Here is a 15,112-nt window from a genome sequence, read left to right as displayed (position 1 = left end):
GCCGAAAGCGTTCGTCGCCCTTCATAAGAGCTGAGCACTCAATTCAGGTGACGACGCCCTCCGCGTCAACCGTGCGCGGCAGCCCGCGCGCGGCTGCACTCGCCTTCGGCCGCGACAATTCGCGGCAGCGGCCGCGCCGGGGCTGGGGCCGCGACGTTCGGGTCGAAACCCGTCGCGATCCGGACCGCCTCGCTCACTGGAATCCCCCGCCGCTTTGCCAGCGCCATGATCTCGTCGAGCTTGGCGTCGATCAGGGTGCGATACCAGAAGCCCTGGAGGATGTGGAAATAGTATCCCTGCTTGCCGTCGAGGAAGCCGAGCCGCACGACATAGCGGTAGAGGAAGAAGAGCAGTGGCCGGACGCCGCCGGGCAGCTTCCCGTAGATCCGCTCCTTGACGAAGCGCTTGAGCTTGGCCTGCCAGGATGCACTGTGGCGCTGGATGTCCATGTTCTCGCCGAGCAGCCCGCGCGAGGCCAGGATGTCGATCACCTCGCGTGAGGCGTAGCGATTGTGCTTGCTGGTCCACCAGTCGAGTGAGTTGAGGTTCTCGTCGACCAGGTCGATCGTGGAGCGCACCACCTTGCCGGTGACGATGATGTGCTCATCCATCCAGCGCTGCTCGCAGGAGCCCTGCCCCGCGCGCCAGAGCCTGAGCTGCCAGCTCGGCTCGATCGCGCCCCATTTGATGCGGCGGCCGAGAAACACGATCTGGCGGCGGACGACGATGCCGCCGACCTCGCGCGGCTGCCGGTCCAGGAGATCATGCAGGCCGGCGGCCGATTCCGGCGTGAGATATTCGTCGGCATCGATGCGCATCAGCCAGCCGGTCTTGCCGGCGCAGGCCGCGATGGCCTTGTTGGTCTGGGTCGCGTAGTTGATCCAGGGATTTTCGATCACCTCCGCGCCGAGGCCGGCCGCGATCTCCCGGGTGCGGTCCTTTGAGCCGGAATCGACGACGAGGATGCTCGCGCAGTGATCGCGGATGGTCTCGATGCAGCGCGCGATGTGCTTCTCCTCGTCGAGCGTCAGGATGATGGCGTGGATTTCGGTCATCGCGGCCCCTTGCTGCTTGGCGCGCCTCCTTACGGCTGCTTGCGTTCCTGATCGTCGGATTTGGTCCCCTGTCCGCTGCTTGAGGACGGGTTGGAGTCCTGACCACCAGTGTCACCGCCGCCGTAGCCGACCACCTCGACGATGAAGACGGAGGCACGATCATTGTTGCCCGCAGCCGTCGGCGGTTCTGCCGATTTGGCCGCGGCGCCGGCCGTGTTCGAGGCCGCGCTGAGCGCGCCGATATTCGGGGCTGTAACCGTCGGGATGCCGGTGGAGGTGCCGCCCACCTGGATGTTGCCGGCATTAACCACCTGCACGGCCGCGATCGTCAGATTGCCCGACACCCGGATACCCGCTTCGCCGGCGTCGACGGTGCCGCGCGGCGCGAGCAGATAGGTGTTGGACTTCTTCGCAACCTTCGAGCTCTGGATCACGGCGATGCCGGCGCCGCTGACGAGGCCGCCGAGATCGACGCTCTGATAGTCGTCGGAGTTGAACACGACCTGCAACGGCGGGAACGACAGCGTCGTCTGGGCGCCGCGGCCGGCGTCGAGGTCGCCGTTCGAGCTCCACATCAGGATGTCACCGCCCTGCTGGGTCATGACCCGGCTTGAGTTCACCAGCACGCTGGCATCCGTGAACGTGTTGATGTCGCCAACACCGAGCGTGAGGATGCCGAGATCGTTCGGCTTGAGCAGCGGGTTCGGCTCGAGCGCGAGCGAGCCGACGCGGATCGTCCCGCCCGGACCGAAGATCGAGATGTCGCCGCCGAGCTTGGTCTGGATCGTCGCGTGCAGGAGATCGAGGTCGCCGGTATGCTTCAGCGTATTCGCGCCGTTGGTGCCGCCGCCCAGCGCGTTCCGGGTGTAGCCGAAGTCCGCCGGGAACATCGTGTTGATCGCCTCGTAACCGCGCTGGTAGTTGCCGGACGTTCCGGTCTGCGCCTGGCCTACGGCCTTGAGCTCGGCAAAGAACACCTGGTCGGCGAAGACGTGCTGGAGATCCTTCGGCAAGGCGTAGAAATCCGCCAACGCGCTGGCCTGATTTTCGGGACGTAAACCGATGCGCAGCAAGAAGGCGCCGAGATCGACGAACCCGTTCTGAATTTGCTGCGGCAGCGCATTAGCAAAGAAATCCCACGGGCGCGCTAGAAGATCAAAGTACTGATTCAGACCAGCACGATCGATTGAACCATCGCCCTTCAAAGCATTGATGTTCGCCTGTTTCAGCGTGGCTCGACCGGCCGGGGTGTTAAAGAAGTCGAACAGCGCGTCGCTCTTCAGATAGCTCCGAAGCGCATCTGTATTGAAGGCGTAATTTTGCGCGACGTTCGAGGCGTTGGCCGGATCGAGATAGGTGGAAATCACGCCGGGGTGAAGGACAAGCTGATTGGTGTTGGGATCCTTGGCCCAATAACCGTCGTAATTGATGCCTTTGGCGGCGCCGAACATGGTGATGATGTCGGCTCCGGTGCCGGGCAGCAGCTCGTTGCGCTTTTTCGTGGTTGAGCTGACGGAGCCGAGCAGCGTTATGTCGTACATGCCGCTCGAGCCCTGGCTGACATATCGGTTGCCGACCGGCCACAGGCTGGCGTTGCCGACCGAGGCGATACCTTCCTGGGCCGGTGTGTATGTGATGCTGTCGCGCGTCACGGGCAGGAACGGTCCGAGATCGCGGCCGGCCTGTACCACCAGGAATCCCGGCCCCGCGATCTGCAGTCCCGGTCCGCCAAAGGTCACGGCCTGGTTGTTCACATTTGCCGTTCCGCCGCCGTAATTGTACAGAATGTCGCGGTCGGCCTGGATCGTGGTGACATCGTCGGCTGCGATGTTCTGGGCGATGAGGTTGAGATTGAGGATGTCGCGGCCGGCATAGATCTTCGCCGGACGGTTGAGTTCGACTCTCGCGTACGACGTCGGCGTGACCGAGACAATCGTGCTCGTACCCGGAATCCGGTTAACCGTGCTGCTCGTGGTCGCTACCGCCGAGATGTTGCCCGACACCGCGTAGATGCGCGCAGGGTTGGTATCGTGGTCGTCCCGGTGCGCCAGCAACGCCGAACTGAAGGCGCCTGTCATGCCGTTGTTGGGCTGGTAGGGATCGAACGCCGTGTCGAGCAGCGACGGCCCCGCCGAAATAGACGGCGCGAACGTGGCCAGATTGGTATAGCCGCCGGTCAGATCGATGCTGCCCTGCGCGAGCAGCTCAAACCTGCCATTCTCCGATCCGGTCAGGACGATGCCGGGCATGGCAGGATTCTGGGCCCCTACGGTTGAATTGGTCACGAGTCCCTTTGTGGTGATGTCCCCGCCCGCAGCGATGGCCGTGAAACTCGCCGGGTAGGTCAAACCGGAGGTGTTCCAGGGGACCGTACCGAACGTCTGCGGCATCGCGATATTCAGATTTCCGGTGACCGCGGTCAGGTTCACGCCACTGTCCTGCCCGTAGGTGTTCATGAGAAGGCTGCTCGCCGCACCCAAGGGATTGGCCGCCGTGGTTGACTGAAGATGCAACTGGGCGGGGTTGACCACGCCGCCGATCGCCATCGATCCGCCTGAGATCATGCTGATCTGGCCAGTGTCCACCGCAAGCAGTGTATAGTTGGGCGCCGTCGTATTGGCCGCCTTGAGCGTGATTGTGCCATTCGCATCCACGAGGCCGCCAACCTGGATGCTTGCGTGCCCCGAGCCTTCGTAATACGAACCGCCCAGCAGATTGCGGCCTGCCCGCACCATCATGTTGCCGCTACCGTAGAGCTGGGTCACCGGCGTGCTCGCCGAAGAAAGCCCGCCAGTGACCCGCCCGGTCGTGGGCAGCGAGACCGAGACGTCGACCAGATCGCGTCCTGCCGTAACGTTGACGTTGCCACCGGCCGAAAGAATGCCCTCGCGGAAGCTGGCGTACTGAATCCACCAGGCGGTCTGGGATGCAATGCGGTCGCTGGAAACGAACACGCCGGCGCCCACGGTCGGTGCGCCGACCAAGTTCGTCACTCCAGCATCGGCGATGAGCCAAGGCGTATAGTAGGCATTCCACAGGGTGGTTTGATTGAATATGTTCGTTGTCGTGACATTCCTGTACCCTTTGATGTCCTCCTGCGCGACGACCGACACGTCACCCGCAGCAACCGGAAATGCTGCGCTGGTCGGCGCGCCGTAGACTAGTGCCGCGCCGCCCTGCGTATTGCTGCCATAGCTCAACAGCTGCGGCTCGAGGAAGCCGTTGGCATCCGTCACATTGCCGGACGCATCATAGGGATTGGCGTATCGGGCCGTGTTCACGCCCGCAGCGTAGATGACGCCCGGCGCGGCGGTATCGGCGAGACTGACGTCGCGCGCGGCCGCGATCGAGATGCTGCCGGTGCCGGTCCGCACCATGGTCGGGAGATTGAGGTTTGGTGCGATGGTCGTGGCCAGGACGTGCCCGTTCACGACGACGTCCCCGGCACCGCGCTTGTTCACGCTTGCGAGCGACTGCATCGCGTTTGGATTGGCGCTCCCGATTTCGGCGCCGGCCGTCAGACGGTAGGACCACGAGCCGGGATTGGTGATCGCAGCCAGACCATCCGGCGCTGAGTCGGCACCACAATGGCTGATGCAGACATTCAGCGTGTGCGGGAACAGGTCCGCTTCGTCGAGGTCGGTCGCACTCGCGCTGATGCCGTTGGGATTTCCAGTCGTATTGTACGGCGCGATTGGAGCCGGCTTGTAGTTGTTCAAGTTGGCACCATTATTGCCGTCGATTCCCCGCGGGGTAGCGCTGCGGAGATAGGCCGAAACGGCGCTCCGGTAGATCGGGTTCAGATAATCCCCGAACTGGAAGAACCCATCGGAGATCGAGGCGTTCACGTTGATGTTGTTGAACGCGCGCAGCGTCAGTGCGCCGGCTTCGACCCCGTAGCTCGGCACGTCCGCACTTCCGTAGTTCGCCAGATAGCGGTAGGCAAAATCGACGTAACTGATGCTGGGATCGAAGTACTGGGTCCCCGCCAGAGAGCCGGTGTTGTTCTGCAGCTTCCCGACGGTGCCGGCCGCCAGATTCCAGTTGCTGGCGACGGTGATGTTGCCGCCGTTGATGGTCGGATCCGGATTGACGAGGTCGACGTCCGGCCGCAGATGCACCACCGAACCGAGCTCGCCGGCGAGCGGCTTCACGATCCGATCCATCGCACCGCTGAAACCGTAGTGCTTGACTTCGGTGTTGGTGTTGTAGGTCCAATTGCCCTGCACATATTGCCGCAGCGTCACGGCGGCAAAGGCCCCCGAGCCCGTCGCCGCGGCCGTATCCATGTCCGCCGCGACCGAAGCAGCCTCCGTCGCGCCGATGCCGCCGCCCGAGAAGCTGGCGGTGGCCGCCGTGCCGGGGGTGTAGTTGCCGGCATTCGTCACATTGACGCCGACGACCGTCATCACGGTGCTGGCGAAATCGCTGCTCGTCAGATGCCCGGTGAGAATGAGCTTGCCGTCGCGATAGAACAGGATGGTGGAAGGCGCGCCCGTAAAGCCGCTGCCGGCGCCGATGATGGTGAAGGTCGGAACGCCATTCGCGTCCGTCGTCACGGTTCCGGTCGCCGAAGCGCCGCCCGACGCGGATTCGATCACCACATTGCCTGCAAAATTGGGATCGAGATGATACCAGCCGCTGGTCGAGGCGATCGAGATGCTCTTGAGCCCCATCACCGCAGTGCCCTGGGCCTGGCCGGCCGTCGTCGTCAACTGCGCGCTGGCGAAGTCGCTGCTCGTCAGGTGCGCGGTGGTGAGAAGAACGCCCTGGCTGTAGAAGCGGATCGTCGCGGGCGCGCCGGTGAAGCCACTGCCCGGATTGGTGATGGTGAACGTGGGAACGCCGTTCGCGTCGGTCGTCACGATGCCGCTTGCGGCGGTGCCGCCCGCGGGCGCCTCGATCACGACTTCGCCGATTAGATTGGGATCGAGGTGATACCAGTTGCTCGTCGAGGCGATCGAAATGCTCTTGAGCCCGGTCACGGACGTCGCAGGCGCGGAGAATATCACGTCGGGAACCTGGGTGTACGCCCCACCGCTGCCCGGAGGCACATACACCGTGTTGACCTTCAGGCTCGTCTTCGTCACCGAGCCGCCCGGATCGAGCACGCCGTTCCACCCGAGCGAGGACGCATCGATACCGCCCTGGCCGTTGGTGCTGAAGCTGACGAAGGACTCGATCGTCACGTCGCGGGCGCCGGTGATCGTCGACGCGATCTCCGTGATGTAGACGTCGTTGCCGCCGTCGTTCGGTGCACGGACCAGGACCGTCCCGCCGCTCAACCCGCCCTTGGTGCCGCCATGGACGTCGATGCGCGAGCCCGGCTGAAGGTCGATGCCTGCGTTGCTCTTGGTGCCCCAGCCGATCGCGATCGTCACGTCGCCGCCGCGTTCATCGCCGTGCTCGGTGGATGCGTTGATGAGCCCCGTCGCCGTCAGGGTGATCTCGTTGGCGGCGTAAAGGTTGACTTGTCCACCCGCCTGCCCGGTGCCGTCAGCCGTTCTGCCCGCATAGCCGCTGGCGTCGATCGTGCCGGCGATGACGATGCGTCCGAACTGCCTCGTCGGGTCGGTGGTGTCCCACGTCTGGTCATCCGCCGTGAGCGTGACCGAGTTGGCCTTGAGTGTGTGTCCCTGGGACAGGATCAGGTCGCCGGTCCGGGTGTGGATGTCGACTGCACCGGTGAAGCCGCCCGCCAGCAACTTGTCCGCCAGCGGATCGAGCGCCACCTCGGGCGTGAAGCCACTGCCGTCGACCTGGAGACTGTTGGTGTCGATCTGGATACCGCCGCCGAGACCGTTGCCACCCTTGCCACGGAGGTCCCCGAGCACGGTCGCCTGACCGGCGGTCGCGAGAATCCGGACCTGTCCGCCATAGCCCATGCCACCATCCGGCTGCGCCACATCGATCACGCTGGCGTCGTTGCCCTTGGCCGAAGCGCTGACGCCGCGTGTGACGACGTTGCCGCGATCGGCCTTCAGCACGATTTTTCCACCAGGGAGATAGGTTGCCGTGTCGATCAGGTTCTTGGCGTAGCCGCGCGCCGACAAATAGGCGTTGTGGTCGAGCGTCACGTCTCCTTTCGTCGCCTCGAGCGTGATCGAACCGGCCTGCGCCTGGATGACGGTGCCCGAACGCTGATTGCCCTGATCATCGGCAAAGCCGCCGATGCTGACGCTCCTGCCCTGGATCATCAGGCTGCCGCCGGTGTCACTGCTGTCCTTGGGCGAATCGGACCGGACCGGCGGGTTGTTGGGATTGACGATGGTGTCGCCGATGTTGACGGCACCGGAGGTGACAACGACGAACGATCCGCCGCCCTTCGAGGTGCTGCCGCCGACCGAAACCAGCGGCGTGATCATCTGGAGACCGACCACGTCGGTCGGGAGACCGTCCACGTCGCTTCCGGTCCCGAGCCTCAGCGAGCCCTGGCTCTTGAACAGGACCTGGTCACTGGCAGCGAGGTTCACTTGCGAGAATCCTGCGATCGTCTGGGTGCCGCCGCCGAATACGATGTCGGTTGCGGCGATGCCGAGACTTCCGCTCGGGCTCGCCTGCGCCGATGTGCCGGTCGCGCTGCTGTTGAGCAGCGTCACGGTGCCGCCGACCTCGATCGTGCTATTGCCGCCAGTCCCCCTGACTGCACGCGCATCTAACGTCAGCCCCTGCATTGTCGCCTGGATCAGATTGGAGCCGTAGAACGTGATGTCACCCCCGACTGCGGCGAGCGTCAGATTCTTCACACCCGAGAGCTGATCCAGATTGGTCTGATTCAGGATCACGCCGTCGCTCGAGCTCGCCCCGATCCCGATGCTGCGACCCGCGAACTTTGCCTGGTTCGCGGTGATGGTGGCGGCCGGCGCGTTGGGATTGCCCGCGACCGGCTTGTTGAGGATGATGTTGTTGGTGGTTGCCGTTGCCTGGATGAACAGGTTGTTGGTCGAGATATGCGCGCCCGCCTCGATCTCGACATGACCGACATTGCCGCCCAAGGTGATCGTGGCCGGACCGCTGCTGCCATCGGCGTTGCGCACCAGATTGTTGCTGCCCGCCAGCGTCGTGAACTGGATCGTCAGCGGTGATGCTGAGGGTCCCGCGACAGAAATCGTCGAATCCTGAGACGCGACAAACAGGGCACCGAGGCCCTGGCTGGCATAGCTGGACAACACGGCTGTGGACGGGTTGTTGTTGTAGCCTATCCCCGGAACGCTGACGGGTAGCTTGTTGACATCGGCGCCCGTGATGACGGCGCCGGTGGAATCCAGCGTTCCTCCGAGAGCCGTCGCCACTTGCTGTGCCGTGGTGCTGCCGCTCGGATTCGAGCCGACATAGAAGTTGCGTCCGGCGCCGGTATGAACGTTCCCGCTGGTCGTGATCACGCTGCCAGTCGCGATCGAGATGGTGCCGGTGCCCTTCGGCACCGTGGCGGTGAACTGGGAGGTGCCGTCGAGCCAATTGCCGTTCATGTTGACCTGGAACGACGACGAGACAGTCTGTTGCGTCGTTCTCAGCGGGCTCGTCACGAACATGAACTCTGGAAGCGACAAGCCATCCGGCGTATCGACCACGAGCTCAGACGCAGTTCCCGTGATCAGCGTGCCCTTCGACGTATCGCTGCGCAGTCCACCGATCAGCACGCTTTCGAAGCTCGCGAGCTGCTCGCTCGCCACCACGACATAGCCGGCAGCCGTGTACGGCTGCTGGTTGACGCTGGAGCTCAGCACGGCCAGCTTGTCGCTGGAAATATCGAGCTCGCCGCCACGTCCTCCTGCGGCGGGCGCGCTCAGCTCGGTGGCACCGAGAAGAAGCGTTTGCTGCGCAACGACAGCGATGCGGCCCGCATCGACCGGAAGGCGCGGGATGGCAACGCCGTCGTGGTTCGCCTTGTCGGTGAAATAGCCGTTGGCCGTGCTGAAGTTGTATTCGCTGTACTGGCGCCAGACACTGTTGCTCTGAACCGCGAACAGTTCGCTGCCCGACGAGTAGGCTCCCGGCCGTACCGATTGCGTGTAGTGTCCCGAGACCAGCACTGTCCCGTCCGGCAGCGTTGTCCCCGACGGGATGTTGCGTCCGAGATTGCTGCCATAGTCCACGACGCGCAAGGCACCGGGCAGAGTCGCATAATGTGCCGGGTAGAGCGTATAGGTGCCGGCCGGAACGCCGGTGCTGCCGTCGAGATGGATTTGCTGTCCCGCCAGCGGATACGCGTCGCCCGCCTTGAAGTTCTGGCCGCCATCGCTGCGCGTCGTGGCGAAATGGATATCGTAAGCCGCGACCGGATCGTTGTAGGACGGGATGAGCGCGTAGACGGTCTGGCCCGAGGGCGTCGTGGTCAGCGTGTCACGGGACCCGCCTTTGCCCGGGGTCCATTCCATGGCCTGAAGGTCGCCGCCACCACGGGTGTCGATGGTCGAGCCCTGTTTGACCGCGACGTTGTTCCCGTTGAGCACGAGCCCCTTCGACGGCAGCACCGGCTCCGTACCGCTTGCTGCGGCCAGCAGAGGGTGGAGACTGGCGTTGTAATACCAATTCACGCCGTCGACCGTTTCGCCGTAGGGCACGATGGTGCCGGCGAGCGTGACCGAGGTCAGGCTGCCCGGCTCCAGGGTCACCGACGTGGTCTGGATTTTCGACGTGTTGCCGGTCGCGGTGCCGTCATCGCCGAGCGTGATCCTGCCGAGCGGGGCGTAGATATTGCCGTTCTGATCGATGGTCGCTGCATAGACGCTGAGCGAGCCGCCGGCCGACAGGGGAATAACGCTGCGTCCGCCGGCGGTGGCCTGGAAAGTGACGTTACCCGTGGTCTGAATGGTGAAGTCGACATCCGAGACAGGGTAGATTCGCTGGGCGTCGAGAATGAGGTTCGCCCCACCCGCCGCGATCTGGCCGGTAAATCTCGCAGCGTCCGTCGAGGTGCCGCCTGACGTGAAACCGTTGGCGACCTTCGGGGTGCTGAGACGAATGTCGCCCGAGCTCTTAAGCTCGATATCGTTGAAGCCCGCAAAGGCGGCATTTTCGATGTCGATCGTCCGCGCGATGATGACGTCCGACGTCGGATCACCCGCCTTGGTGCGGAAGCCCAGATGCAGCGAACTGCCGGCGGTGCTGGTGCTGCCGCCCCCGCCGGTGAGCAGCATATAGGGTGCGGCCAGCGTAACCGTGCTGCCGGACGTCGTGGAGCTGATCGTGTTGGCCGCGATGTAGAGTCGGGACAGGCCGTCGTCGGATGTCCAGGTCACGGAGCCCGAGATCGCCAATGGGCTCAGCGTCGGCGCGGCAATGGCGTAGGTGTTGCCCGACACGCCCGTGAAGATTCGCGCAACACCATTCTGTGCGGTGCCGCTGTAGAGAAGGACGTTCTCGAACGCGCTCAGCCGATCGACCGCGGCGAATATCGAAGACGACGTACCCGACGCCGACGCAAGCTGATTGACGAGCGAACTCGAATTGCTGGCAAGGTTGGCAAGCGTCGCCGGGCCGCCTGCAAGGGTTCCGGACAGCGCAGCCGTGACATTGGCAGAATCCTGCTGCAACTGCATCGCGCCGCCGCCGAGCATGAGGGTCCCGCCATTGGCCAGCGGCGTCTTGCCGTCGGCCGAGCGCCCACCCTTCGCTTCGAAAGTGCCGGCCCAGACGAATGCGGCGGCGTCGATCTTGACGGTGCCGGCGTCGCTCCAGGATTGGACCGTGACCGCGCCGCCGTGGCCGTTCTGGGCCTGGATCGACGTGGCGTAGCCGGATACGTCGACCACAGCACCTTGCTCGGCGACGACGTAAGTGCCGGACGGCACGGTACCGGGGGTGTAGGTGTTTGCGAGGGTGCCGACCTGAACGTTCGGCGCGGCGGCTTCGATGGTAAAGGTACCGCCGCTCAGGACCGTACCGCTGACAAGCTGGCCTTTCGGCTGCCCGAAACGGGAGTTGGCCACGAATGTTCCGGACACGTCGACCTTGGCCTGGGGGCCAAGCCAGGTCTTCTGCGCGTTCACCACGACCGTGCCGCCATGATCGATCACCCTGCCGCGCAGCAGGACGTTCTGAGCGGCCTGCTCCCGGGTCGGATCCGAAACGGTGTAGTTCGGGATGCCGCCGAAGCTGACCTTTGCCTGCGGATCGGTCGCTATCACGGCGCCGGTGTCGAGCAGGATGTTGTCCGATTTCAGTGTGAGGTCGACCACATTGCGCTGATCGTCCGGCAAGCGCGCCCGGGTCGCTGCGTCCGCGATCTTGCTGCCGGTGCCGACCGCACGGTAGTCGGCAAGGCTCGCCAGGTTCTGCTGCTGGAGCGTCAGATTCACCCCGGCGGCCACGGCGATCACCGCGTTCGTATCGGTCCAGCCGTCTGGCGTCGATTCGATCACATAAGCGCCAAACCCGCCATCAGTCAGCCGGGAGGCTGCGAGCGTGACGGCCGTCATGCCCGCGCCGCCGGTCGAGGTCACGATGCCCGAGCTTGCGTCGGCATGCGCAGTGCTGTCGATCGTGATCGTCTTCCCCGTGCCCAGCGTCAGGGTGCCGTTGCGCTCGAAGCCATAGGCCCGCAGTCTACCGTCGAGCTGGAGTTGGGCGACGTTGCCAGCGGTAGGCGTCGCCGGTCCGGTAGCGCCCTGCACATCATAGCGCTTGCCCTGATAGAGAAGCAGCGAAACGCTGCCGCCACGCCCGGCCAACACGCCCGTCGAGGCGGTCTTGGCAATCCCGGTCGAGGAAATGTATCCGCCGCTCGAGGCGTCCAAGAGCGATCCCTGCGCGAGCAGGATGCTGCCAGTCGTGTCGACGGTCCCATCGCTGTTCGTATTTGTCGCAATCGAAATCGAACCGCCGTCGATGTATCCCGGACCAGTCATGCCGGTCCCGAACCGGCCGGTGTCGTTGACCCAGCGGCCGCTGACATCAAGCGTCCCCTGGACGAAGATGTCGTCCTTGCCGGATGCAGTCTGGGCCGCCTTGAAGAAGGGATTGTTTCTAAACGCGAAGCCGTCGGTCACCAGACTGATCTGACCGCCGGCCGCCCCAATATTGCCCGCCACGCTGATCGCGCTGCCGGTCGTGGCCGAGAATGTTCCGCCAGCCGCAAGGCTGAGGTCGGGCAGTCCTGCTGCGTCATTGGCCGAATTGTGCGTGACCAGCAGATCATTACTGTTGATGCGCAGCAGGCTGAGACCGTAGCTCGACAATGTCGCGGCCGACAGGACGGTCTGGTAGGCGCTGGTCGGGGTAAAATCGGCGCCCGCCACGGCAGGAGCGAATTGCGACGGGTCCGGCACGTCGGCGATATGCCTGATCTGGTTCGTCACTCCCAACCCGCCGGACGTCGAATCCGTGCTCGTGCCGATCACGACGCTGCTCGCGAGATTGAAGGTGAGATATCCCTGCGAGGGGAGTTCATCGCCCTTGGCTTGAGTGGCGGTGACGCCATTCGTCGCCGATGGCTTGAGGCCGAGGGAGATTTGCCGCTCACCCGCCGCGGACCCGAAATACATCTGACCCTGGAGCTGTGGGCTGACGGTGGTGATGTTGATGCCGCCGGCGTCATGCCCCTCGGCATACCCGGGCTGATAAATCTGCGTCGCCGTCGACCAGATCTCCTTCACGCGCCAATGGGAGTGGTTGACGGTGAACTGCCCCGCGATGCCGAGATAAACCATGTTGGGATCGGCGTTCGCCATGCTGTATATTCGGCCGTCGGCGCCGAGCAGCTTGGTGGTCGAGACCATGCCCGGAAGGTACTTGACCGTGCCACCCGCGACATTGATCACCGAACCGGACTGTGTAATCACGCTGCGGCTGGTGGTCGAGCTGTCCGTTGCGATCTGGTCCGTTTGCAGGCTCACGACGCCCCCGGTCGTCATGAGCTGCTGGATGCTGCGGCCGTAGCTGTTGATCGTACCGCTGGCATCGGCGACCGGAGTTCCGACCCACGTCGTGCCGTCGCTCCGCGTCCCCGACGCGCGGATGTCGATGTAGAACGTCTGGCCAGGCAAAAAGCTGCGCTGCAACGGCATGTCCGCAACTTCATTTCCGGTCGGCTTGAACGGGATGAAATTGTAGCTGGCCGGGAGCACGACGTTTTGCAGCCCGGCGACGTCGATGGTTGCGCCGTCCTCCAGCAGGACCTGCTGCGGGCCGGTCACGCTTGCCTTAACCGCGCCGGGGACGCCCGGGCTACCGAACAACGTGTTTGTCGTAGAATTCGTGTAGAGGGACGGAGCGTTCGGCAGCCCATTTCCAAGGTCGATGGCACGTAGCGCCACCGTAGCCGAGGGCGCCGATATCAGGCCGCTCGATCCCACCGTGACCGAATTCTGAGCAGACAGCTCGACATAGGCCGGCGCGAAGCTTTGTACCGTGCTCCCCCTGCTTCCACCCTGTGGCAGGCTGGGCGTCAACGGATCCTCGTAGGGAAGCGCGCTGATCGTACCTTCCAGGTCAATGCCGGTCGCAGCGCGCAGCAGCACCATGCTGTTGCGGGTGATACCGGTATCCGCCGAGATGATGCCGGTCTGACCGATCGTGATCCGGTCGCCGTTCATCTGGGTGATGCCACGCGGCGTTTCGATCAAGCCGTCATTACTGATGAGACCTGTCCCAGTCGCGTAGTTGGGTGCGATCGCGTTGCCGTCTGGACTATAGACGTCGGCGAAGTGGGTGATCTGGAAGTCGGTTCCGCGATAGGTCACACCGGTAGGGAGCACCGCCGAGGGCAGCTTCCAATAGCCGCCGGAGATCAGGCTGATGCTACGGGCCGCGACGAGAGCGACCTCGCCGGCCGGCGACGTGAGCGTGCCCGAATTAGACACGTTGCGACCGAAAAGGTAGATGAAGCCGGTCGACTCCAGATCGACCACGCTGGTTTTGATCGAGGCACCAGCATTGACCTTGACGTCGCCCCAGCCGTTGTTCTCCGCAGTGTAGCCGCCGTCATCCGGCGAGCCGAACCCAGGCGAGTGCGTGGGCGCAACCGAGAACGCGGTCACGTTCGCATTGTTGATGCCTGTGTTGATGAAGTATTTGTCGCGCTTATCCTGCGGTAAACCCAGCGCACCGACGTCGAGGCTCGAGGCAATCAGAGCATGCACGTTGACCTGCGCGCCGGGGCCGAAAATGATGCCGTTGCGGTTGATGACGTAGACGCCGCCGAGCGCGCTCATCTGCCCCAGAATCTGCGTCGGGGAACCGGTCGGATCGGTCACGCGGTTGAGCACGGTCCAGTCGGCGGACTTCTGCTCGAACTTCACGGACGTGTTGCGGCCGATATTGAACGTTTCCCAGTTCAGGATCGCCCGATTCTGGGTCTGGGTGATGTCCACCGTGTATTGCCCGTTCTTGACGGTCTGGGTGAAGGTCGTGTTTGCGTTCTGCCACGAGGTCGGGGTGTTGAGTTGAAGCGACGAGCAAGAATCGCCGCAAGCGCTCTGGCCCGTGACGTCCTTCACCCCCCCGATCGGCATCAAACCACCGGTGACGACGCCATTGACAGTCGAATTGAGAGCTTGTGCGGCTGCCGCCGCGGCGTCCTGCTGTGCCTGGCGCGCAGCAGAAAGTGCGGCCGCGGCACGCGCGAGAGAGACTTGCGCCTGGGCACCCGCGGCAGCGGCTTGCTGCGCCGCCAGCCCAGCAGCCAGCTGAGCCGCGGTGGCGGGGGCCACCGACGAATTGCTCGGAGTGAGGCTGCGTGCCTGGGCCTGATGGCCGATCAACCCGGGCAATATAGCTGTCGAGGTCAGCAGCGCGGCACGGATGCTGCGCCAACGAAGCGAAAAGGCCGAAGACTTCAGATCGATATTCACGAGGCGCACTCCAGCGGGAACGGGGCGTTGCTTAGGGCGGCTGACAGGGCCGCACCAGCCGGTTCGCGGCCGCCGCTGAGAGCACGCAACGCGCGTCTCGGGTATCACATAAACTGTTACACATATATGATATTTAACTAACGATTAACGATATCGGCGACCGGAACAAAGGTTCTAAGGTCGCAGGTGATCAATTGCCGCTTGGGAACAACGATATTCCGGGGTCCGCCTCTACTGTTCCACGGAGCGCAAAATAGCAGCCGA

Annotated in this window: 2 protein-coding genes; both read right to left on the bottom strand. The window is 64.0% G+C overall.

Going from position 1 to position 15,112, the window contains the following annotated elements:
- Window positions 1-65: 65 nt before the first annotated feature.
- Entirely contained in the window at window positions 66-1,055 is a 990-nt protein-coding gene (locus AXW67_RS36540) for a glycosyltransferase family 2 protein (RefSeq protein ID WP_063681800.1), read from the bottom strand.
- Window positions 1,056-1,084: 29 nt separating this feature from the next.
- The gene (locus AXW67_RS36535; RefSeq protein ID WP_145928114.1) at window positions 1,085-14,848 is read right to left on the bottom strand and encodes a filamentous hemagglutinin family protein; all 13,764 of its coding nucleotides are present in this window, start codon (window positions 14,846-14,848) and stop codon (window positions 1,085-1,087) included.
- Between the last annotated feature and the right edge of the window lie 264 nt (window positions 14,849-15,112).

It is taken from the genome of Bradyrhizobium neotropicale (assembly GCF_001641695.1).
GTDB lineage: Bacteria > Pseudomonadota > Alphaproteobacteria > Rhizobiales > Xanthobacteraceae > Bradyrhizobium > Bradyrhizobium neotropicale.
This window is presented reverse-complemented; position numbering and strand designations above follow the sequence as displayed.

Excerpts from the sequence above, each read along its gene's own strand:
- AXW67_RS36540 (WP_063681800.1), bottom strand. The coding sequence starts at position 1,055 with ATGACCGAAATCCACGCCATCATCCTGACGCTCGACGAGGAGAAGCAC.